Genomic DNA, 22,269 nt, shown 5'->3' on the forward strand with positions numbered 1-22,269 from the left:
GGATTTTGGTAGGATGACGGCAGGCGGGTCTGTAGCCACGCCGGGATTTTGCTATTGATGCAACCGTAAAATTACAGCGAACGTTTGATTATCTCATCAATAATCGGCCGTGTTTTACAACAAAAACCGGGCGTTTAGGGTTATCCCTTACCCTACTTAATTACTTGCGCAATGACACATTTTGCTTATCAATAATTTAATGAACGAACCTTCTGCAGATTTGATTTGAAAAAGCTTAAAAGCTTTTCGTTCCGGTCTATATGGTTGCGACCGATGTAATGCTAAGAAAGAGCAATTGCTCGATTGAAGAACATCTAACTTGCCAACTAGCATTATTCAGCTGCAAACGCTTCTTTTTGTAAAACTTGAACCTCTTCTACAGCGGTCCAATCGAGATAGACCAAATTGCGCTGAGCGTAAATACTTATAACACTCACGTAATGCGTTGATGTTCGTCATGCCCCACCGCTATGGCTAAGGGTAAATTGCAGCCATATTCAACGATTTACCTACAAAATGTCCCTCGCCACGCCTCCCGAAATCGCTGTCCTCTTCAACAAAAGCGCTGCACAAAAAGATGCTTTTTCAACTTCCCGGCTATTGGTGTATTCCTTGCTGGGCGGTGCTTTTATTGCATTGGGTGGTTTGCTGGCATTGGTGGTTACAGGCGGCATGCCACAGGTAGCGGCAGCCAACCCGGGCATCATAAAATTCATATTTGGTGCCCTCTTTCCCCTGGGCCTGGTATTAGTCGTAATAGCCGGCGCCGAATTGTTTACTTCCGATTGTGCCGTGATACCGTTTGCATTGCTGCACCGGAAGACGAACATTAGCCGTTTGTTGCGCATATGGACTATTGTATATGCTGGCAACTTTGTCGGTGCACTCATCGTGGCTTACCTTTTTGCTTATCAAACCGGCATTCTTAGTTCCGGCCCCTGGCTTGAAGCTGCACAAAAGATCGGCATCAACAAAACATCGCACCATTTCTGGGAAACATTTGTGAAAGGGATTGGCGCCAACTGGCTGGTGTGCATGGCTGTTTGGGCAGCGTATGCCGCCAAAGATGTAACAGGCAAAATACTGGCCCTTTGGTTTCCGGTGATGTGTTTTGTAGCATTTGGCTTTGAGCACAGCATCGCCAATATGTTTTTTATCCCCACCAGTATGATGCTGGGCGCCGATATCAGCATGTACCAATTTCTAGTGGTAAACCTTCTGCCGGCTACGCTGGGCAATATTGTAGGCGGGGTGGTATTTGTGGCCCTACCCTACTGGTTTATGTTTAAAGAAAATGCGGCACCATCTGCCGATACCCATATTGCGACTAACGAGTATAGCCACCAAATGGAAGCTTTAGAGAATCAATTAAATTAAAAATCATGGAAAGCTTAGCAACCATCAGCGCACCTTTTGTTGCCGGAAACTGGAACAATAGCATTGATGTAAAGGACTTTGTTCGCAACAATATACAGCCCTACTACGGCGACGCCTCGTTTTTGGCGGCACCTACTGATCGCACAAAAGCACTATGGCAAATTTGCCTGGAAGCAATGAAAGAAGAGCGCCAGCGCAATGGTTGCCGTTCGGTGGATGCGGAGAAAATATCGACCATCACCAGCCATGCCGCGGGTTATATCCGGCAAGATTTGGAAGTAATTGTTGGCCTGCAAACCGACGAACTGCTGAAGCGTGCCATCAAGCCGTTTGGCGGCATCCGCGTGGTGGAAGGTGCTGTTGAAGAAAAAGGCGGCGAGGTTGCGGAAAATGTAAAAGAGATTTTTAAGTACGTTAAAGACCACAACAGTGCTGTGTTCTCGGCGTACGATTCAGAAATACTAAAATTCCGGTCGAAAGGCATTCTTACCGGCCTGCCCGATAACTATGCCCGTGGCCGCATTATTGGCGATTACCGCCGCCTGGCATTGTATGGCGCCGACCGCCTGATTGCTGCGAAAGAAGCCGACAAAAAAGCGGTGGAAGGCGAACTGACCGAGCACACCATTCGCCTGCGCGAAGAACTGTTTGACCAGATCACTGCATTGAAAGACATCAAGGAACTGGGCAACATTTACGGCCTCGACCTGAGCCGCCCCGCTCAAAATGCACAAGAGGCAGTACAGTGGGTGTACATGGCGTACCTGGCCGCTGTAAAAGAGCAGGATGGCGCCGCTATGTCGCTGGGCAACGTTTCTTCTTTCCTCGATATTTATATAGAGAAAGACCTGGAAGCAGGCCTGGTTACTGAAGTAGAAGCACAGGAACTGGTAGACCAATTTGTAATGAAACTGCGCATGGTGCGCCACCTGCGCCCTGCAGCTTACGATGAAATTTTTGGTGGCGATCCAACCTGGGTTACCGAAGCCATTGGCGGACAGTTTGAAGACGGCCGCACCAAAGTTACCCGCACATCGTTCCGGTTTTTGCAAACCTTGTACAACCTCGGTGCATCGCCCGAACCTAACATCACCGTGCTTTGGTCGAATGCACTGCCACAAGGATTCAAAGAGTATTGTGCACAGGTTTCCATCGATACTTCGTCCATTCAATATGAGAACGACGACCTGATGCGGCCGGCCCGCGGCTCGGATGATTACGGCATTGCATGCTGCGTATCGTACCAGGAAATTGGCAAACGCATCCAGTTTTTTGGAGCCCGCACCAACCTCCCAAAAACCTTGCTGCTGGCGCTGAACGGTGGTAAAGAAGAATTTTCGGGTGTGCCGCTGGTAAAAGGAATTGCACCGCTTCCGTCCGACGAACTGGATTATGAACAAGTGCTGTTCCGTTTTAAAACTGCCATGAAAGAAGTGGCCCGTGTATATGCCAAGTCGATGAACATCATCCACTACATGCACGACAAATATTACTATGAAAAAGCGCAGTTTGCATTTATCGATACAGACCCCGGCATCGACATTGCTTACGGTGCAGCGGGTATATCCATCATTGCTGATTCGCTTTCTGCCATTAAATATGCGCAGGTAAAAGCGATCCGCAACGAAGAAGGCCTCACTGTTGATTTTGCAGTGGAAGGCGACTATCCAAAATACGGCAACGACGATGATCGTGTGGACAGCATTGCACAGGAAATTGCCGAATTTTTCTTCAATGAGCTGGCATCGCACCGCACCTATAAAAACGCAGTGCCCACCATGTCGCTGCTCACCATTACTTCCAATGTGATGTATGGTAAAAAAACCGGCGCCACACCTGATGGCCGCAAAGCCGGCGAGCCGTTTGCACCGGGAGCCAACCCCATGCATGGCCGCGATAGCAACGGTGCTATTGCATCGCTTAACTCGGTAGCCAAACTGGAATACCGTTATGCGCAGGATGGTGTTTCCAACACTTTCTCGATGGTGCCTAAATCATTGGGCAGTATTCGGGAAGATCAGGTAGAAAACCTGGTGAGCCTGCTGGATGGATATTTTACCAAAAATGCACAGCACCTGAATGTAAACGTGCTGAACCGGGAAACCCTGGTGGATGCGTACAACCATCCCGAAAATTATCCGCAGCTAACGATCCGTGTGTCGGGGTACGCGGTAAACTTTATCCGGTTGAGTAAAGCACACCAACTGGAAGTGATTGCCCGGACCTTCCACGAAAGAATGTAGTGCTCAGGGGTTTTAAATAAAAGAACGGGCTGCACATTGTGGCCCGTTCTTTCAAAAATTTCTCGCTGATTTTTTCAAGCAATTGTAGTCGAAAACGAAAACCATTTACCCATGTGCCTCCATATAAAAGACGGACTGCTGGTAGCGCAGGAAGCAGATCACCTCAACATCGATACACCTGAACAACTCAGGATCCACTCCATAGAAACATTTGGCACCCACGACGGGCCCGGCATTCGCATGGTAGTGTTTACACAAGGCTGCCAGTTTCGTTGCCTGTATTGCGCCAACCCCGATACGCTGGATGTGCACGGCGGCCGCTTTGTCGGCATTGAAGAAATAGTGCAGCGGGCCGTTCGTGAAAAACCTTATTTCGGTAGAAAAGGCGGTGTTACTGTGTCGGGCGGCGAGCCTACGTTGCAGCGCACAAAGCTATTGACGCTGTTTCGCAGGCTGCATGAAGAAGGCATCAATACGGCGTTGGACTCGAATGGTAAATTGCTGAACGATGATGTAAAAGCATTGTACGCTGAAACGGATTACCTGCTGCTGGATGTAAAACATTTCGACGATGAATGGCATCATAAAATCACTGGTCTTACCAACAAAAGCGTGTTGAAATGTGCCGAGTACCGCGAAAGTACCGGAAAGGCCATGTGGCTGCGTTATGTGCTGGTACCGGGTTGGAGCGACCAGGAAGAACACCTGCATGCGTTGGGCAATCATTTCAAAGATTACCAATCAATCCAAAAAATAGAGATCCAGCCATATCATGTGTTGGGTGTGCACAAATGGGAAGGCCTTGGCATGAAGTACAAACTAAAAGGTGTAGAGCCGCCCACTAAAGAGCAAGTGAAAAAAGCTGCGGATATTTTCGGGCAGTATTTTAAGGAAGTAAAAGTGAATTGAAAACAACACTTTTTAAAAAATAAAGCAACCACTTGCCGGCAATATCGCCGGCATTTTTATGTACAATAAACTGCCATTTACGGCAATACGACAAACCGCAAGTGGTGAAGCGTTATTCATGCACTCCCTCAAATGACTACGGAATGGAATCTTTATTGAATAAAATATATTTGGGAACAAGAATTGTAGCGGCATAGGGTCATACAAAATGGGCGGAAGGAATAATCTTTTTCAAGGCTGAGTATGATTAAGATTAACCATATTCAATGTTGGTACACACAACTTTGCACAAATAACAGCGCAATTACTTATGGCGAAAACAATATTCATTGCAACGGCAGAACCATACAGCGGCAAATCGGTAGTAGCCTTAGGCCTCATCAATATGCTGCTGGGCAAGGCACAAAAGGTTGGCTATTTTAAACCCATCATCAACAGCGATCCCCGCGAACAAAAAGACGTGGACATAGAGACCATCGTTTCGCATTTTGCGCTGCCCATCGCTTATGAAGACACCTATGCGTTTACGCGGCAACAGGCGTTGCAGCAAATGGAAACGGATTCGCAAGGTGTGCTGATTGATACGGTAATTCGTAAAGTAAAAAAGCTGGAAGGTGCCTTTGACATCACCGTTATTGAAGGCTCTGATTTTATTGGTGAAGGCACTGCTTTTGAATTTGAAACTAACGTCACTATCGCCAAGAACCTCGGCGCTCCAATGGTGCTGGTTATTTCTGGGCAAAACAAAACCACTGCGCAGATCATAAATACGGTGCACACTGTTTTGCGCAACATCACCACCCGCGATGTGCAGGTGTTATCGGTAATTGTAAACAAGGTAAGCCAGGACCAACTGACCGATGTTCGTGAGTTGTTGCAGTCGCAATTGAATGGTGGATTGATCTATGCAGTCATTCCTGAAGACAAAGGCCTGCTCAACCCCACCATGAAAGAAATTTACCAGCAACTGAACGGCAAGTTGTTGCTGGGTGAAAATGAATTGGCCAACCAGGTTGATACATTTATTACAGGCGCCATGCAGGTGCCGCATTTTTTAAACCACATTAAAGACAATGCGCTGATTGTTACACCGGGCGACCGAGGCGATATCATCATTGCGTCGATGCAGGCAAACCTTTCGGTTAACTATCCCCGTGTGGCGGGCATTGTGCTCACTGCCGGTATTGAACCCGAAGAACCGGTGCTGCGGCTGCTAGAAGGTTTGCAAACGGTGGTGCCCATCATTGTTGTAAAAACCGGCACCTGGCGCACTACTACGCAAATAGGCGCCATTCAGTCGCGCATTTCCGCAGATAACACAAAGAAGGTGCAACTGGCCATCAGCACGTTTGAAAAATACGTGGACGTAAAAAGGCTGGATGAAAAAATTGTAACCTACCGCACCGAAACCATGACGCCGCATATGTTTCAGTACCAACTGGCACAATGGGCAAAAAATAAAATCAAACACATTGTGTTGCCGGAAGGCAATGACGAACGGGTGTTGAAAGCTGCTGCACGACTGGTGGCGCAAGAAGTGGTACGCCTCACCATTTTGGGCGATGCAGCACAGATTGCAGCCAATGTAAAACGGCTTGGATTGAACCTCGATCTGAACCATGTCCAAGTAATAAATCCTGCTACATCCGAGCAATATGCCGATTACGTGGAAACGCTGTACGAGCTGCGTAAATCGAAAAATGTAACAATGGAAATGGCCCGCGATCTCATGACCGATGTATCGTACTTCGGTACCATGATGGTATATAAAGGCCATGCGGACGGTATGGTTTCTGGCGCCATTCATACAACGCAGCATACCATCAGGCCGGCATTGCAGTTTGTAAAAACAAAGCCTGGTATTTCCACTGTATCCTCTGTATTTTTCATGTGCCTGCCCGATCGTGTATCGGTATTTGGCGACTGCGCCGTGAATCCCAATCCTACTGCCGAACAACTTGCCGAGATCGCTATTTCATCGGCTGAAAGCAGCCAGCGATTTGGCATCGAGCCACGCATAGCCATGCTGTCTTACTCCTCCGGCACTTCCGGCGAAGGTGCCGACGTAGAAAAAGTGCGGCAGGCAACTGAGATCGTAAAACAACGTCGTCCCGATTTAAAAGTCGAAGGCCCGATTCAATACGATGCTGCGGTTGACCCCGCTGTCGGTAAGCAAAAATTACCGAATTCGGAAGTGGCCGGACAGGCAAGCGTGTTGATTTTCCCTGATTTGAACACAGGCAACAATACTTACAAAGCAGTGCAACGCGAAACCGGTGCGCTGGCCATCGGGCCAATGCTGCAAGGGTTAAACAAGCCGATAAATGACCTAAGTCGCGGCTGTACTGTAGAAGACATTATTAATACCGTTGTAATCACTGCACTGCAGGCGCAGGACGCCGATAAGTAAACGTTCAAAGTTTAGCGTTGTAAATGCTTCAGGAAGCTCCCAACGTTAAACTTTAGACCTTAAACATTAAATCCCACTTCATGAACATATTCGTAGTCAATTCCGGGAGCAGTTCCATTAAATACCAGTTGTTTAAAATGCCGGACACCCAGCCGGTGTGTACCGGTCTGGTAGAGCGCATCGGGTTGGATGGTTCCATCATCACCCACAAAATTTTTACTGAAGGTGAAGAACAAGTGGTGCGCAAAACGCTGTTTTTAAAAAATCATGAAGCGGGACTAAAAGAAGTGGCGCTGTTGCTCACCGATCGGGAAATTGGCGTGATCCAAAACCCTGATGACATTGAAGTGGTGGGCCACCGCGTGGTGCACGGCGGCGAAAGCTTTTCTGCAACAACGGTAATTACGAATGAAGTAAAAGAAGAGATCAGCAAACTGTTTTCGCTGGCGCCGTTGCATAACCCGGCCAACTATGTGGGCATTGAAGTGGCGGAAAAGATATTTGCTCGTGCACAGCAGGTGGCGGTCTTTGATACTGCATTTCACCAAACCATGCCCGAACGTGCCTTTCGCTACGCACTGCCCGAGGCGCTGTACACCGAGCAACGCATCAGGGCTTATGGTTTTCATGGCACATCGCACAAATATGTAAGCGAACGTGCAGCCGAATACCTGCAGAAAAAAGATGCGAAGATCATCACTATTCACTTGGGCAATGGATGCAGTATGGCTGCCATTAAAAACGGGGTGTGCATCGATACGTCGATGGGGTTTGGCCCACTGGCCGGACTGGTAATGGGCACCCGTTCAGGCGACCTAGACCCTTCCATTATATTTCACCTCATTAATCAACTGGGTTATACCCCCGACCAGGTTAGTGGCTTGCTGAATAAACAAAGCGGCATGGTGGGGCTTACTGGTTATAGCGATATGCGTGATGTGATAAAGGCTATGGATAGTGGCAGCAAACAAGCCGCGCTGGCCTATGAATTGTACGCCTACCGCATTAAAAAATACATTGGTGCTTATGCCGCTGCACTGAATGGATTGGACGCGATTGTGTTTACTGCCGGCGTTGGTGAAAACGACAGCCGCATCCGTCAAATGGTGTGCACGGATATGGAATTCTTCGGCATCCGGATGAACGTTGAACGAAACAGCCAGCGTACACCCGGCATCCGCGAAATAAATGTAGATGCCAGTGCAGTAAAAGTATTAGTAGTACCAACTAATGAAGAGTTAGAGATCGCGCAGCAATGTTTTGAGTTGTTGGTGCCGATGGCTGTAGCGTAACAATATCATTTTAAATTAAAAAAGGGATGCAAATGTTGCATCCCTTTCTTTTTGAGTGTTGTGTTATTCGGTTTCTGTATTGAAGTTTATGGGCAAAAACGTCTTACAGTTTCTTTTGGTAAACCGATCCGAATGCATACGGTGTTAAAAAAGATAAAGCACTTACATGCTGTCGTGCCCGCATTTTGTAGCATAGTACATGTCATGCCGAACTTGTTTCGGCATCTACTTATGCTTTGATAAACCTTGGCGGAAAAAGGAGATGCCGAAACAAGTTCGGCATGACAACTCTGCATTTCGAAAAGACATTCTGATAGCAAGCTGTTCTAAAAAATTTTGTACAACATTCGCGTATTGTTTTACACGCAAAATAAAAGCCCGGTTAAACCGGGCTTTTACAAAAATGAACAGTAACGTTTATCGAAGATCAACCACTTCTACGCCGGGATACTTGGCTTTGTCAAAAACAAAAGCTGCATCAGTAACAGTCGCATTGGGGTTGAGCGAATTGATGGTATAGCTGTAGCGGTTGCCGCTTTTTTCCAAAAACCGGGCGCTATAGATTGTTTTCGTGGCCTTGTCAATCAGCACATATACTTTATGGAAAGGCTTTGTTTTATCGGTCGGTGTGAGTTCCACTTCCTGAACTGTTTTACCAGCCACCTTTTTTTCGCCATTTAATTTGTAAAAGAAATCACGGTCGTAAAAATTGGTGAATAGCCGTTGCGGCGTCATGGCAGTACCGTTCAGGTCCACGCCGCTTACCGTTACTTCATTCGCATTTTTGTCATAGTTCCAGGATGTGCGGCCGTCGGAAAATATTTCCATACCGCCCATATTCACTTTGTACTTGTTACCCTTCATATTCACGGTGCCTTTGCGGCTGCTGAGCACTTTGCCTTGCGCATTTTCTACTTGGTAAGTAAAAGTTGCTTGCGGCGCTTTAAAGGTGCGGAACTTGGCACTAACTGCATCGAGTACCTTTTTAGCATCCGGGTCGTTCCTGGTTTCCCTGCTATTGGTTTGCGCCCCGCTGCTTAAAAATCCAACAAGCAAGGCCATCAAAACGTACATTTTTTTCATTGGTAAGTAATATTATTTGGGTGGTCCAATCAATTCAATAAAATGAATTAAGGTAATGCACCCAGTGGTTTTAAAAATGCCGGCGTTAAAGATAGCCGTTCAATACCAGCTATATTTCAAGTTATGTACCGTAATTGATGGCTACCCGCCTTCTTAACGGCATTCTAACCAAAGTTTTCTAAAAATTCTTCCAGTTCGTGCTCGGTTTTGTACAGCACCTCGCGGGCTTTACTGCCCAGGTTAGGCCCTACCACACCGGCTTGCTCCAATTGGTCCATCAGGCGACCGGCACGGTTGTATCCCAGCTTCATCCGGCGCTGGATCAGCGAGGTGGAACCCACCTGGTTTTGCACAATCAGGCGGGCTGCATCGGCAAACAGCGGATCGCGGTCGCCGGCATCCAGGTCACCACCTTTTTCGATTTCTTTTTCATCAGTGTATTCAGGCAGTTGAAATGCCTGCGAGTAGCCCCGTTGTTTGCCAATATATTCCACAATGCGCTCCACTTCCGGAGTGTCCACAAAGGCACACTGAAGGCGGACAATTTCGCCGTTGTACGAAATTAGCATGTCGCCCTTACCAATAAGTTGCTCGGCACCGCCGGCATCCAAAATGGTACGGGAGTCAATTTTCGAAGAAACCTTAAACGCGATGCGTGCCGGGAAGTTGGCTTTGATGGTACCGGTAATGATATTGACCGAAGGGCGCTGCGTGGCAATAATCAGGTGAATACCCACGGCTCGGGCCAGCTGCGCCAGGCGGGCAATGGGCATTTCCACTTCCTTGCCGGCAGTCATAATCAGGTCGGCAAACTCGTCCACCACCAGCACAATAAACGGCAGGTATTGATGGCCCTTTTGCGGGTTCAGGCGCCGTTTGGTAAACTTCTCGTTGTATTCTTTGATGTTGCGGGCACCCGCTTCTTTCAACAGGTCGTAGCGGTTGTCCATTTCAATACACAGGGCATTGAGGGTATTGATCACTTTTTTTGTGTCGGTGATGATTGCTTCGTCTTCGTTGGGCAACTTGGCCAGGAAGTGCTTTTCAATCAACCGGTACACACTTAGTTCCACTTTCTTTGGATCGATCAGTACAAACTTGAGTTGCGACGGGTGTTTTTTATACAGCAGCGACACCAAGATCGCATTCAAGCCCACCGATTTACCCTGGCCGGTGGCGCCCGCCATCAGCAAGTGCGGCATGGTTGCCAGGTCTACAATGAAGTTTTCGTTGTCAATTTTTTTACCCACGGCAATGGGCAGGCTGTAGGCGTTGTGCTGGAATTTTTCCGAAGAAAGCAAAGTACGCATGCTCACCACGGTCTTTTTCACATTGGGCACTTCAATACCAATGGTGCCCTTGCCTGGGATGGGTGCAATGATGCGTATGCCCAGCGCCGCAAGGCTCAAGGCAATATCGTCTTCCAGGTTTTTGATCCGCGAAATGCGTACGCCAGCCGCTGGAACAATTTCATATAGCGTAACTGTTGGGCCAACCGTGGCGCTGATCTTTTGGATATCGATGGCGTAGTTCTTCAGCGTACTGAGGATCTGGTTTTTATTGGCTTCCAGTTCGGCGGCGTCCTGCACAATGCGTTCCGAGCCGTGGGCCTCCAACAGGTCCACCACCGGGTATTTATAATCCCGCAGGTCGAGTGTGGGTTCGTATGGCGGCAGGTCGCTGTAGTCTTTGTCCTCTTCAGCTTTCTCCTCCGTTTCTTCCTGCGGCGTATTTATTTCCAGGGCAATCTGCGGTAAGTTTGCTGGCGCAGCCGGCGGCAATACCGGTTCGGGAACGATTTCCGGCTCGGGTTCGGGTGTGTTGATCACCAACTGCGGCAGCGGCTGCTCTTTTTTCTTGGGCATGATCACCACCGGGGCAGCGGCTGCACGTTTCGTCGCCACCTCGGGTTCTATGTCGAAAGCAGCAGCTTCTGCTTCGTGGGTTAATTCTTCAACTACTGCTTCTTCTACCGGGTTGGCAATGGGCATCGCAAACGGCTCGTCTTCTTTTTCGATCACCGAAAAAGAGACGCCGGCCGTTTCTTCTTTTGGCAGGTTGAGGATCAGGGGTACGTCGCCCTTCATGGCGTTGGGTTTTGCCTCATGATGTTGTTGCACCACTTCCGGTTCCTTTGTTTCGGCAACAATGCGGGTAGGCCTGGAGATGGGCTGCTGTACCGCAACCGCCGGAATTGCAGGCTCCAGTTCTTCGTCCTCTTCTTCCCATTCATCAACGGTTTCTTTGGGCTTCCGTTCGGGTATTTTGAATGTTGGATTGAATTGCCAGATCAGGTAACTCGAAGCGACTACCAGCAACAAAACCGAGGTGCCGACCGAGCCCATAAATGAGCCGAGCCAATTGGCGATCATATCACCCACGCGGCCACCAAACGGAAATGCGGCTGCGCCAAAAAGGAAAGAAAAACATACCGAAGCAATGACAAGGCCGATGGTTACATAACGAAGGTTGCGCCACAGCGAAAACACTTTGCGTGTGGTAACCAGGTTGATGCCGAGTACAAAAAAGAAGGTGCAGAAAAGCAGGGCTGCAATGCCAAATCCTTTAAATATAAACAGGTGTGCTGTCCAGGCACCAAGGCGCCCCAGCAGGTTGGCCACCACCAGTTCGTCGTTGAACAAAAAGCTGCTCCCCGACATGAGCTTGTCCTGGTCTTCTTTCCAGGTAAAAAAATACGAAACAAATGCAATGAACAGAAATATGGAAACAAGCAGCGACACCGTGCCCAGGATCTTCCAGGTACGTTCGTCTTTCGCCAACTTTTTCAGGTCAACGGATTCTTCCCGGTCTTTCTTGAATTTTTGGGGAACCGGCGCCTTTTCCTTCACTACCGGCTGCTCCTTTGGCTGGGGAGCAGCGGGCTTCTTCAGCCTGTTAGCCATGTGGACAAAGATAAGGTTCAGGGGGGTGTTTGCCGCTACTTACATGGGGTAAGCTTTGGGTTTTAGGGGTAAAATTTGCCGCCGGTTGGTTGATACAATAAGCGCATTGCAACACCCGTTAATAAAGGTTCCACCAAATTTTTTACGCCATTTTTTTGGCAATGGCAAGTGCCAGCAAAATCCATCCGGCGATAAAAAACAGCCCGCCAATTGGGGTAATGATGCCGATGCCACCCAGGCCGGCTTTTTGCGCAGCTTTGAGTGCCACCAATGCATACAAGCTGCCCGAAAAAAGCAAAGTGCCAATGAGGAACGACCAACCCGCACCATTCAACTGGCCGGCAGCGCCTAACCGATCGGCCAGCAACCCCACAACCAGCAATGCAAAGGCATGGTACATCTGGTATTGTACGCCGGTCTGAAAAGTAGCTACGGTTTCGGGTGCCACCAGTTTTTTCAGTCCATGTGCGCCAAATGCGCCCAACGCTACGCCCAGTCCCGCAAACGCGCTACCCACCATCAGCCATAATTTTCCCGTCATTACAACCTATTTTCTTCGTGAAAGATTTTATCTAAAAATGTGTCTAGGCTTAATTCGTGCTCAAAAATAACTTCAGAAGCTTGCTGGTAAAAAATTTTTCGGTCGCCCAGCTTTTTGATGATGTAGGCCCGCAGTTGTTCGCTATCCAGATCTTTTACCAATGGCCGTTGCGCCTGTTCGGATGAAATGCGCTGGTGCAGGCTGTCGATGGAACTGTTGATCCAGATGGTGGTACCCATCTTGTTCATGTAATCTATGTTGTTGAAAAAGCAGGGCGTGCCGCCGCCGGTGGACATCACAAAACTCTCGTGGGTTTCCGAAAGTAGCATCAACGTTTCCTGTTCTTTTTGGCGGAAGTACTCCTCTCCTTCCTGTGCAAATATTTCGGTAACGGGCCGCCCATCGGCCTGTTCTATTTGTTCGTCGAGGTCAAATTCGGGCAGCTCCAGTTTTTGGCCCAATTGCCGGCCCCAGTATGTTTTACCGGAGCCCATAAACCCGATCAGATAAATTCTCATGGTGGTGCTTTTGTTTCAGGTACGTTGGGCAGGATCACCCGGATTTAAATAAAAGCTTTTTCCGGTAAAAATTATAATGGCTTTAAAATTTAACGCGGTGGTGTGCAACAGCATGATTGTTTTGTAACAACATTTTTACCCAAATGCATTGATGCCCGTAACATCCATGCCGGTGATCAGCAGGTGAATGTCGTGGGTGCCTTCGTATGTAATCACGCTTTCCAAATTCATCATGTGCCGCATGATCGAGTACTCGCCGGTGATGCCCATGCCGCCCAGCATTTGCCGCGCCTGCCGCGCAATATTGGTGGCCACGTCGCAGCTGTTTCGTTTGGCCATCGACACCTGTTGCGGCGTAGCCCGGCCTTCGTTCATCAGCACGCCCAGCCGCCAATTCAGCAACTGCCCTTTGGTAATCTCGGTGATCATTTCAGCCAGCTTTTTTTGCTGCAATTGAAAAGCACCGATGGGTTTGCCAAATTGTTCGCGTTCCTTGCTGTAGCGCAATGCCGTATCGTAGCAATCCATGGCTGCGCCCAATGCTCCCCAGGCGATGCCGTAGCGGGCTTTGGTAAGGCAACTCAATGGTCCTTTCAAACCTTTTACGCCGGGCAAAATATTTTCTTTGGGCACCCGCACATTATCGAAAACCAGTTCGCCGGTAGCCGATGCACGTAGGCTCCATTTGCCATGCGTGGTAGGCGTGGTAAAACCTTCCATGCCCCGCTCTACAATCAGCCCGCGAACATCGCCGGCTTCGTCTTTAGCCCACACCACTGCCACCTGTGCAAACGGCGCATTGGATATCCAAAGTTTGGCGCCATTCAGCACCACGTCATCGCCGGCGTCTTTAATATTGGTGATCATGCCTGCCGGGTTGGAGCCATGATCTGGTTCGGTTAAACCAAAGCATCCAAGCCATTCGCCGGAGGCCAGTTTGGGTAAATATTTTTGTTTTTGTTCTTCGCTGCCATAAGCATGAATGGGAAACATGACCAGTGAGCCTTGCACCGATGCGGTAGACCGCACTCCGCTATCGCCACGTTCCAGCTCTTGCATCATCAAACCATAGGAAATATAATCGAGGCCGCCACCGCCGTATTCGGCAGGAATGGTGGGACCAAAACAACCAAGGTCGCCCAACTGCGGCACAATCTGTTCCGGAAATTCGGCCCGCTGCGCAAAGTCTTCAATGATGGGTGAAATTTCTTTTTTTACATAACTCCGCACTGTTTCCCGAATGAGTTTTTGTTCATCAGTGAGCAAATCGTCTACAAGAAAATAATCTGGCGATTGAAATTGGTCTGTGGCCATATTGTTTGCACTTTTTCGTACAAGCAAGATAGGTATTTCGGGCTTGCGTAAGCCATCACCAACGCCCCTGATAGGGTTTAACTTTTACCGAAAGCTAGATGCAATTCAACGCCACAGTGCAAGTGCTGATCATTTTTAAGCTGAACTATAAAAGGAAAATATTATTTTGAAAAACTAAAGCTGCCATAATGATCCGGATTATGATGTTGTCCGCCGTTTTGCTGGCGGTATTTTGTTATGCCGCCGACCAACTTGCTGCAAAGGAATACCTACCGCCACTGGCAGGTGCATACGAACCCGCGGCAATGAAACAATACTGGCTGGTATTATTGAAACGGGGCACCAACCGAACGCAAGACAGTGCCGCCGCTGCAAAGATCCAGGAAGCACATATGCGCAACATCAACAGCATGGCGCAGCGCGGTGCGCTGGTGATGGCCGGGCCCATTGGCCCCGACGACGACCTGCGCGGCATTTTTATCATCGATGCGCCTGATTCGGCAACGGTCTCACAAATGGTGCAACAAGATTCGGCGGTAATTACCGGCCGGCTTCGGATGGAAATTTATCCATGGTGGACCGAGAAAGGCGTATATACATTTAAATAAAACAGGCAGCGCTTTTTTATAAGCGCTTTCTTTTTCTTTAAGCAAATGGCTTCAAGAACATCTTTCGCTTGAATTAGATAAACCCACATTCATTTCTTACTGCCCTTCTTCGCTACTATCGGTTTCGTCGTTTTGATTATTGAAATCATTTAAAATACGGTTGGCAGTAGAATCGCCTTCGGTGGCTGCTTGCACCAGCAGGCGTGTGCCCCGCACCACGTTGCGTTCAAACGTGCAGCGCTGGTAGTTGCTCATGCGTAGTACATCCTTATTTTGACCGAACAAGTATAAAAAACCAAGCGTTCGTTTTGCCGGTGTATAATCGTTTTCAGCAGCACGTCGTACCAAGTCAAAACCTTCATCACAGTTCAATTGTTCGTGTTCCGATTTGAGTGCCCGGTTGCCCCATTCGTACATGGCTTCGGGCACATCCTGTTCCGCCAGTTTCCGGTAAATAGCAAATGCGGCATCGCGGTTGTTGGTATTAATAAATGCTTTTGCTTCCTGCAATTGCTGGTTGATCTCGATCTTCGTCATCGGCCGTTGTTGTTCCGCCTGCTGTTGCAGCCATTCCGAAAGTGGCATCAGGTCTTCCCGCAACAACCATCCCTTAGAAGTTTGGTTGCGGTTGTTGGTAAACTCCACGTAGATGAAACCATTTTTTTCTTCCAGTCCCTTAATGATTTCTTCCGATGGGATCATGTATGCACTGCGACGTGTAGCCTGGTCGGCTTCGTTATGGAAATAAGCCCGCTCCGATACCACTTTATATTCGCCAATCACACGGCGTGGTTCGGGTGCCGGCTCCGAAACTTTTTTTGCGGGCCGTTCCCTTTCGGTTATTCGCTCGTTATTGCCAAACAAATTATTGCCCGCCAAGTACAGCAATGCGGCCGCAAGAAACACAGCCACCAATATCATCGGAAGTTTCATACCGGAGGAACGTTTACCCACTGGCGCAGCCGGCGTGAGGGGTGGCGGCGCTGCATAGGCAGGTTGCCGTTCCCGCTGTTCGGCCAGCTCACGGTCTTTGCGGGTAAGTGCCACCCGCAGGTTTACCAATTCCGATTCTTTTGCCGCAGCCAGTTCCCGTTGCTGTTGCAATGTTTTTTGCAAAATGGCTAATTCATTTTTCAGCCGCTCATTTTCCAGTGCAGCAAAAGGATCCTGTTGTGCCCCAACAGCTGCAGCTTTTTGCGTGGATTGCACCATGTGCTGCGCCACAAAATCGTGCAGCTCCATCCCCGATGCGAAACGGTCTTCCGGTCTTTTTTGCAGGCATTGTTCTACCAAATGCAGCAGCCACGATGGCACTGCCATTTCCCGCGCCTGTTTTTCGCTACTCCAGTTTTGGGGCAAAGCGTCTTGGCGCAGCTGCATCGGGTCGGGTGGCGGCGTTTCCATATGCTGCAGCCGCACTTCGTTGCGGGCACTTTCGGTGCCGCCGGTTAACGGAAACGGAACCCGCCCGGCAATGAGTTCATACAGTATGATGCCGAATGAATAAATATCTGTTTGCGGCAGCATGCGGCCTTCGTTCTGCTCTGGCGCCATAAACTCGATGGCACCGGCATGGCGCAAACTGGTACGCCGTTGTTCGTCGCTCATTATGGCCAGGCCAAAATCGAGTAGGACGTAATTGCCGGTGTGTATGTTGAATTTTACATTGTTGCTTTTAATGTCGCCATGCCTGATGTCGAGGCGATGGCAATGCGCCAATGCATTGGAAAGGTGGTCGGCCACCTTCATTATTTCTTTGATGGAAAAAACCGGGTCGTGCGGCGGGTGCAATAGTTCTTCGAGGTCCGGACCTTCGATGAATTCCATTTCGATAAAAGGCAGCGAACCGCTTTCGGTAATGCCCGAACTCAGGAATTTCACCACGTTGGGATTGGGCTGTGCATTGGCCCGTTTCAGTTTCGCCACTTCGTTCTGAAAGTCGCGGTAATGACGGTCTTCCTCCGATTCGGTATGAATGGGTGTGGGCAATAATTTCACAGCGGTGATAATTGGCCCAATACGCCGCGCCTTGTACACCGATCCCTGGCCGCCCGTTTTCAGGGCGCCCATATTTTCGAGCCCTTCCGTTATGGTAAATACTTTTGACATTTATTCTTTTTTCCCTGGCAGCTACAAGCAATGATGTTCTTCCATGTAGCTAAAAAATTGCTCAGGGTGTTATTCCAAATTCTAATAACGCAGAATCGCCCAAAATAATTTGATCGCCGTGCTGGAGCGTGTAGCCAATGTGGGTGCTTTGCAACTTGACGGCCTCGCCGCCTCTTGGTCGCACTTTTACTTTGTTGCGTGGCGGCACACCGCCTTCATCGGCGTACAACATAAATACACCGGCTTCGCCATCCCACTCCACATGCGCATGTTGGCGGCTCACAAAACGGTTGCTTTCGTGCTGGCTGGTGGCCAGAAAGGCCACCCAGTTTTCGCGGTAAAATCCGTCGCCGGCCTGCACCTTTTTGTCGCGGCCAATATTGATGCGACCGCTATCAGAATCAAACTGGTACAACTCCTGCTCGGCCTCGCCGTGCAACACTTTAATGAATGCTTTTGCACTCAATACCTGCGCGGGTTTGCGGCTGCCGCTGCGCACCAGCAATGCCGCAGCAAGATTGGCAGCAACCACCGCATCGGGCGGAACATTTTCAGAAAAATATACCTCGAACTGCCAGTCAGCGGGCAGGTCAATCGCATAGTCGTCGGCAATGCGCTGCACTTCTTCTTTCAGCCTGGCTTCCTCCGATTTGTATGCTGCGGCTTCGTACAATTCCTTTTCCTCGTCGGCCGGATTGATGTACAAATGCAGAAAACGGATGTTGCCCCCTTCACCTCCCTCCCATTGCTGCAACTGTTCTTTGACGAACCGCAGCAACTGGTCGCGGATAGATTTTACGTCGGGCGGTATGTTGTTGTTTTCTTTTTTAAACAGCGAAAACATAGCGGTAGATTAATGATTTAAAATGGTTGTTTCAATGAATGCGGATGTAGCGCTATTTGTCAAAACCCTTGATGTAGCCCATGCGCAACAAGTGCGGAATTACATCGGTACCCGCTAACTGAACGGCGATGCTGCTGCCCCTGGTATCTTCGATGCGGATGCAGGTGGCGATATGGCCACCGCCAGACGCTTTCGGCGCAAAGAATACGTACCATCCGTCGTTGATGCGCTTGCCGCGAATGATGCGTTCCGGGGTGCCGGTTTTCCCTGCAACAGCAATGCCCAAGCGTCCTACTTTTGAAGCGCTTTGCTGCTTCATAAACTGCGTGAGCAGCGCCGTATGCTGCGCATTTTTTGCCAAAACAATACTATCCTTTACGCCCACCAGCGAATCGGCAATTTGCAGCACGTACCGGTTGTCCATTAAAATGCCACCGTTGGCAATGCCTGCAGCCAGCCGCGCCACCGAGGCCGGTGTGCCCACCAGTTCGCCTTGTCCCCAGGCCATGCCCGAAATGCCCAAACCCCTTGTTGCCCTGATGTTGTTAGGGTCGTATCTTCTTTTGCTGCGGAACTCGGTATCCCGCCAGAGATTGCGCCATTCGGCTGCTCTAAATGCGTTGCCGCCATCGAAGCTATAATAATATCCGCCCACACCCCGCAAAAACATACCGGTTTGGATGTACAGCGTAGCCATTTCTTCGTGCAGGTTCTCCTCGTTTGCCAGCTTAATAAAATACGGGTTGTTCGATTTTACGATTGCCCGCTGCAGGTTGATGGAACCCGCTTCATCAGGTTCATCTCCGCGGGTACGCACCAGGTCGTTGGGCGAAATGCGGAACGTCTTATTGGCTGCAGCATCGCCCAGTTTATTAAATGCAGCTAACGCGGTCAATAATTTTACCGTAGAACCAGGCTGTGTGGCATGGGTAAAACCAGGATCCATCGTATTGACCCACTGGCCGAATTTTGCAATTTCCCGTTGCGGCAGCGTCAGCAAATCCCAGTTATCAACCGGTGGCAGCGGGTACATTGACGAGGCAAGGACATCGCCATTTGATGCGTCCATCACCACTACCGAAACCCTGCTTTTGCGCACCGCCTCATTTGCCTGCAGCGATTGCTGGATGCTCATTTGCAGCGCAGCATCCAGTGTCAGGCGCATATCGCGGTTGCTTTGTTTAGCCGAGTCCACTAATTCGCTATTAACTCCGGCGAGCAAGAGCGGCGAAATGGCCCGGTAGTCTTTCCGCGCCACCATCATTTCGCGGGTTGTTTGCGGCAAAAATCGGTCTTCGCGATAGCGGCTGGCCACCACCTCAACACCCGATGTAGGAATAGGAAAACCACGCAGTTCCGCAGCATGTTGGTATTCGGCAAAATAGGCATTGTTGCCGCCGGTAAAAACGCCGCTGTTGGCATCGCCGGTCCAGAAAAACATCTGTTCGCCAAACGGGTAATAACGTTGCAGCCGTTTGTGCGACAAGGCTTCCAGCAGGTGTGTTTGCAAACCTGCTTTTAAAAGCGTGTCCCTGTTCTGCACGATGGCTTCCGGTTTGCTTGTTGCCAGCAGCAGGTTGTTGCGGTCATAGAGGTTGCCGGCCTGCAGGCGGTTCATTAGTATTTCAATCCGCGGGTTGTAGCTGTACATGCGGGCACCGCTGCGTTCGGCCACCAGTGCGGGTTCTACTACCCAGCGTTTGTTGTTGAACAGGTATCGCGATACGTTGGCACCCAACAGTGTAATGCCAATAAATGCTGCCGCCAGTGCGGGCATCAGGTTGCGGTCTTGCTGTTTTTTTATATAACCCATTTGTACCGGCGAGCCCTGCACCATCGACACCGACAGCAGGAACCCGGCAGCCAGCATATTGATGATGAGCGACGAGCCACCATAACTCACAAATGGAAGTGCCACACCCGACAGCGGTAGGGCACCAGTGGAGCCGCCGGCAATCAACACAAATTGTACAAACGTGCTGATGCCGATGCCGGCACTCAGGTAAAAAAGAAAAGGCCTTCCGGTTTGCCTGCCGATGACTATGGCCCGGTGCAGCAGGATGACAAACAGTAAAAAAATGGTAATGATGCCGGCCCAGCCAAACTCTTCGCCAAAAGCAGGCAGGATCATATCGGTGTGGGCTTCGGGAATTGTTTTGGCAAAACCTTCGCCGATCCCCTGCCCATGGATGCCGCCGCTCGACATGGCCCAAATACCATTGGCTACCTGGTCGCCACCAAACACTTCGTTGTTCCAAGCATTTTCCCAAATGGCCTTTCTGTCGGAAAGCCGCTGGATGGGGCCGGGAAACAGGCGGTCTAAAAAGGGCACTTCATCGAGCAGTAAAAAACCAGCGATCACGGTTAGCGCCATAATAGCCGATTCGCTAATCTGCTTGCGGATGAACAAGAAAACAAGTGCCAGCAGCGCTGCCGTGATGCCCGTTGCCAGCCACACATTTTTCACCAGCCATACCAGTAATGCATAGCCGATAATGGAAGCTATCATGTAGCCAAAATCGCCGCGGGAAAATGAAAATAAAATAATGAAGGTGAAACATACCACCATTGCCGGACCTAGATCGCCCAGCATCAGGAACAGGAAAATGGCAGCCAAAATAGTGGCAAGCGCCAGATAGAAAAAGCGCCACCTTTTTTGCGCCGTAGCATAGCCTGAAATAAATGCTTCGTTGGCGGTGAAAAACCCCGCCAGGAAAAACAAGAGCAGAAAACGCACCAGCTCGCTGGGTTGAAAGCCAAACAGGTTTACTTTTACCCCACTGCCCTCGGGGCCGGAGCCAAAAATAATGGTGAGCAACAGCAAACCCACGGCTGCTGCAGCCCAGGGCCAGCCCGTTGCGGCAGATGGCTGATCTTTAAAATAAAATAACCTGTATAAACCGGAGTCCGTCGTGAATTTCCGCAGGTCGAACAGGAGCAGGATAAAAATGCCAGCCATGCCGATGCTGAAAAACAGCAGCATGTCTTTTGCCAAAAACCGGTCGCGCAGCGGATCCTGAAGGCTTAGCAGGGTTAAAAAAGAAAAGCCAACAAGCAGGAAAATTGCGGGCACAATGAGTTGGTCAACACGCGGCAATTTCAACGATAAGAAAACGTGCAGCAACCAAAAAGATGCAAAGAAGACTGCTGCCAGGATCCAATACCATTTGTTTACCTCATCGGGCATGCGCACAATTAAGGCACCCTCTTTTTTTAAATTGTTGAAGTCGCGGGTGGCCAGCAGCCGAATGGTATGCGGTTGCTGCACAAAAGAAAAAGACTCCTTTCCATCCAACGCCTCAACTCCTTTTGACGCACCAAACTGGAAACCCGGCTGCAACGGCAATACTGCGAAAGCCCGCTCCTCGGGCAGGCCTTCAAACTGCACTTCGCCATCGGCATTGGTGCGAGCATACGCCACCAGTCCTTGTAGTTGTTTGGCGCCCAACGAATCAGTGATCCATTCTTTTTCAAACCCGGCACCTTTTTCGGTTTGTAGTTGGGCCACTTCTACCACGCGATTGCTATACAAGCTGTCCTCCGGCAATATCATTTGCAGCCGCACCAATACACCGGCCACAGCATTTCCATCCCTGTTTTCAATTTCCACTTCAATACGCCCCGAACCTGCGCCGGCGTTGACTTGCGGCGCTAATGGGGCTGGAGCCTTTTGCTCGGCTTCGTAGCGCAGCGAATCGCCGCCGGCAAAGCCCAATAGCCCTCTGGAAACTTTTACTCTTTTTTGAAACGATGCACCGCCTTGGGCAAAGGCCTGGTCGCCATTGACAAAATATTTGCGTTTGTTCAGTTCGCCAATATTATCAATGGTGGCTTCATCGCTGCGCAGGTTTTGCGTAACGGTAGAAGTGATGAGTGCAATATCGCGGCGGTCATCAAAATAGAATCCTTTTTGCAACAACTGCTTCAATCTTTGGCCCGGATTGTCGCTGTTTAAATTGACCATCGACCCATCAGCAATGCGCTGGGGCACCTGGGTAAAGTCGCGCTGCAATACCGAATGTAGCTGGTAAAAGAGCAGGCCAAGCACCACAGATGCCAGTAACAAAAACAGCCGTTCGGTGTTGCGTTTGGGATTATGTATGGGAGCAGTAGCCATC

Annotated in this window: 14 protein-coding genes; 6 read left to right on the plus strand and 8 right to left on the minus strand. The window is 49.6% G+C overall.

Annotated features, from left to right (window positions below; translation table 11 throughout):
• Positions 1 to 516 precede the first annotated feature (516 nt).
• The 5 genes from DRJ53_RS02415 (at position 517) to DRJ53_RS02435 (ending at position 8,231) form a co-directional block, all read left to right on the plus strand.
• Entirely contained in the window at positions 517 to 1,377 is an 861-nt protein-coding gene (locus tag DRJ53_RS02415; protein WP_114233971.1) for a formate/nitrite transporter family protein, read from the plus strand.
• Between the two features lie 5 nt (positions 1,378 to 1,382).
• The gene (pflB, locus tag DRJ53_RS02420) at positions 1,383 to 3,620 is read left to right on the plus strand and encodes a formate C-acetyltransferase (protein WP_114233972.1); all 2,238 of its coding nucleotides are present in this window, start codon (positions 1,383 to 1,385) and stop codon (positions 3,618 to 3,620) included.
• A 111-nt stretch (positions 3,621 to 3,731) separates the two neighbouring features.
• A complete protein-coding gene (gene pflA / locus DRJ53_RS02425; protein WP_114233973.1) occupies positions 3,732 to 4,529 on the plus strand; it encodes a pyruvate formate-lyase-activating protein in 798 nt (265 codons plus the stop codon).
• A gap of 310 nt (positions 4,530 to 4,839) precedes the next feature.
• Complete coding sequence (pta, locus tag DRJ53_RS02430) at positions 4,840 to 6,939, plus strand: phosphate acetyltransferase (RefSeq protein ID WP_114233974.1); 2,100 nt, start codon at positions 4,840 to 4,842, stop codon at positions 6,937 to 6,939.
• An 80-nt stretch (positions 6,940 to 7,019) separates the two neighbouring features.
• On the plus strand, positions 7,020 to 8,231 hold the full coding sequence (locus tag DRJ53_RS02435) for an acetate/propionate family kinase (RefSeq protein WP_114233975.1): 1,212 nt from the start codon (positions 7,020 to 7,022) through the stop codon (positions 8,229 to 8,231).
• A gap of 417 nt (positions 8,232 to 8,648) precedes the next feature.
• On the opposite strand, the gene lolA1 is transcribed toward DRJ53_RS02435, so the two are convergent.
• From lolA1 to DRJ53_RS02460, 5 genes are all read right to left on the minus strand, one after another.
• Complete coding sequence (gene lolA1, locus DRJ53_RS02440) at positions 8,649 to 9,314, minus strand: outer membrane lipoprotein periplasmic chaperone LolA1 (RefSeq protein WP_114233976.1); 666 nt, start codon at positions 9,312 to 9,314, stop codon at positions 8,649 to 8,651.
• 164 nt (positions 9,315 to 9,478) lie between these two features.
• Complete coding sequence (locus DRJ53_RS02445; RefSeq protein WP_114233977.1) at positions 9,479 to 12,217, minus strand: DNA translocase FtsK; 2,739 nt, start codon at positions 12,215 to 12,217, stop codon at positions 9,479 to 9,481.
• Between the two features lie 142 nt (positions 12,218 to 12,359).
• The gene (locus DRJ53_RS02450) at positions 12,360 to 12,758 is read right to left on the minus strand and encodes a DUF423 domain-containing protein (protein WP_114233978.1); all 399 of its coding nucleotides are present in this window, start codon (positions 12,756 to 12,758) and stop codon (positions 12,360 to 12,362) included.
• Positions 12,758 to 13,276, minus strand: a complete 519-nt coding sequence (locus DRJ53_RS02455) for a shikimate kinase (RefSeq protein ID WP_114233979.1) — start codon at positions 13,274 to 13,276, stop codon at positions 12,758 to 12,760. Before DRJ53_RS02455 ends, DRJ53_RS02450 begins: the two co-directional genes overlap by 1 nt.
• Positions 13,277 to 13,411: 135 nt before the next feature.
• Positions 13,412 to 14,590 carry an acyl-CoA dehydrogenase family protein gene (locus DRJ53_RS02460; protein ID WP_114233980.1) on the minus strand — a complete coding sequence of 393 codons (1,179 nt, stop codon included), beginning with the start codon at positions 14,588 to 14,590 and terminating at the stop codon, positions 13,412 to 13,414.
• 188 nt (positions 14,591 to 14,778) lie between these two features.
• On the opposite strand from DRJ53_RS02460, the gene DRJ53_RS02465 reads away from it, so the two are divergent.
• Positions 14,779 to 15,198, plus strand: a complete 420-nt coding sequence (locus DRJ53_RS02465) for a YciI family protein (RefSeq protein WP_114233981.1) — start codon at positions 14,779 to 14,781, stop codon at positions 15,196 to 15,198.
• 96 nt (positions 15,199 to 15,294) lie between these two features.
• Here the strand turns inward: DRJ53_RS02465 and DRJ53_RS02470 are convergent, their stop codons facing one another.
• The 3 genes from DRJ53_RS02470 to DRJ53_RS02480 all read right to left on the minus strand — a co-directional run bounded on the left by DRJ53_RS02470 (position 15,295) and on the right by DRJ53_RS02480 (position 22,268).
• Positions 15,295 to 17,307, minus strand: a complete 2,013-nt coding sequence (locus DRJ53_RS02470) for a protein kinase domain-containing protein (RefSeq protein ID WP_114233982.1) — start codon at positions 17,305 to 17,307, stop codon at positions 15,295 to 15,297.
• A gap of 61 nt (positions 17,308 to 17,368) precedes the next feature.
• The gene (locus DRJ53_RS02475; protein WP_114233983.1) at positions 17,369 to 18,151 is read right to left on the minus strand and encodes an FHA domain-containing protein; all 783 of its coding nucleotides are present in this window, start codon (positions 18,149 to 18,151) and stop codon (positions 17,369 to 17,371) included.
• Positions 18,152 to 18,203: 52 nt separating this feature from the next.
• Positions 18,204 to 22,268, minus strand: coding sequence for an FtsW/RodA/SpoVE family cell cycle protein (locus DRJ53_RS02480; RefSeq protein WP_114233984.1), 4,065 nt, complete (start codon positions 22,266 to 22,268; stop codon positions 18,204 to 18,206).
• Position 22,269 lies beyond the last annotated feature (1 nt).

This window comes from Paracnuella aquatica, from assembly GCF_003332885.2.
In the GTDB taxonomy this organism is placed as follows: Bacteria; Bacteroidota; Bacteroidia; order Chitinophagales; family Chitinophagaceae; genus Flavisolibacter; species Flavisolibacter aquaticus.

Bases quoted from the DNA above. Each gene is read 5' to 3' on its own strand.
- DRJ53_RS02415 (WP_114233971.1), top strand. From the start codon at position 517: ATGTCCCTCGCCACGCCTCCCGAAATCGCTGTCCTCTTCAACAAAAGC.
- pflB (WP_114233972.1), top strand. From the start codon at position 1,383: ATGGAAAGCTTAGCAACCATCAGCGCACCTTTTGTTGCCGGAAACTGG.
- pflA (WP_114233973.1), top strand. From the start codon at position 3,732: ATGTGCCTCCATATAAAAGACGGACTGCTGGTAGCGCAGGAAGCAGAT.
- pta (WP_114233974.1), top strand. From the start codon at position 4,840: ATGGCGAAAACAATATTCATTGCAACGGCAGAACCATACAGCGGCAAA.
- DRJ53_RS02435 (WP_114233975.1), top strand. From the start codon at position 7,020: ATGAACATATTCGTAGTCAATTCCGGGAGCAGTTCCATTAAATACCAG.
- lolA1 (WP_114233976.1), bottom strand. From the start codon at position 9,314: ATGAAAAAAATGTACGTTTTGATGGCCTTGCTTGTTGGATTTTTAAGC.
- DRJ53_RS02445 (WP_114233977.1), bottom strand. From the start codon at position 12,217: ATGGCTAACAGGCTGAAGAAGCCCGCTGCTCCCCAGCCAAAGGAGCAG.
- DRJ53_RS02450 (WP_114233978.1), bottom strand. From the start codon at position 12,758: ATGACGGGAAAATTATGGCTGATGGTGGGTAGCGCGTTTGCGGGACTG.
- DRJ53_RS02455 (WP_114233979.1), bottom strand. From the start codon at position 13,276: ATGAGAATTTATCTGATCGGGTTTATGGGCTCCGGTAAAACATACTGG.
- DRJ53_RS02460 (WP_114233980.1), bottom strand. From the start codon at position 14,590: ATGGCCACAGACCAATTTCAATCGCCAGATTATTTTCTTGTAGACGAT.
- DRJ53_RS02465 (WP_114233981.1), top strand. From the start codon at position 14,779: ATGATCCGGATTATGATGTTGTCCGCCGTTTTGCTGGCGGTATTTTGT.
- DRJ53_RS02470 (WP_114233982.1), bottom strand. From the start codon at position 17,307: ATGTCAAAAGTATTTACCATAACGGAAGGGCTCGAAAATATGGGCGCC.
- DRJ53_RS02475 (WP_114233983.1), bottom strand. From the start codon at position 18,151: ATGTTTTCGCTGTTTAAAAAAGAAAACAACAACATACCGCCCGACGTA.
- DRJ53_RS02480 (WP_114233984.1), bottom strand. From the start codon at position 22,268: ATGGCTACTGCTCCCATACATAATCCCAAACGCAACACCGAACGGCTG.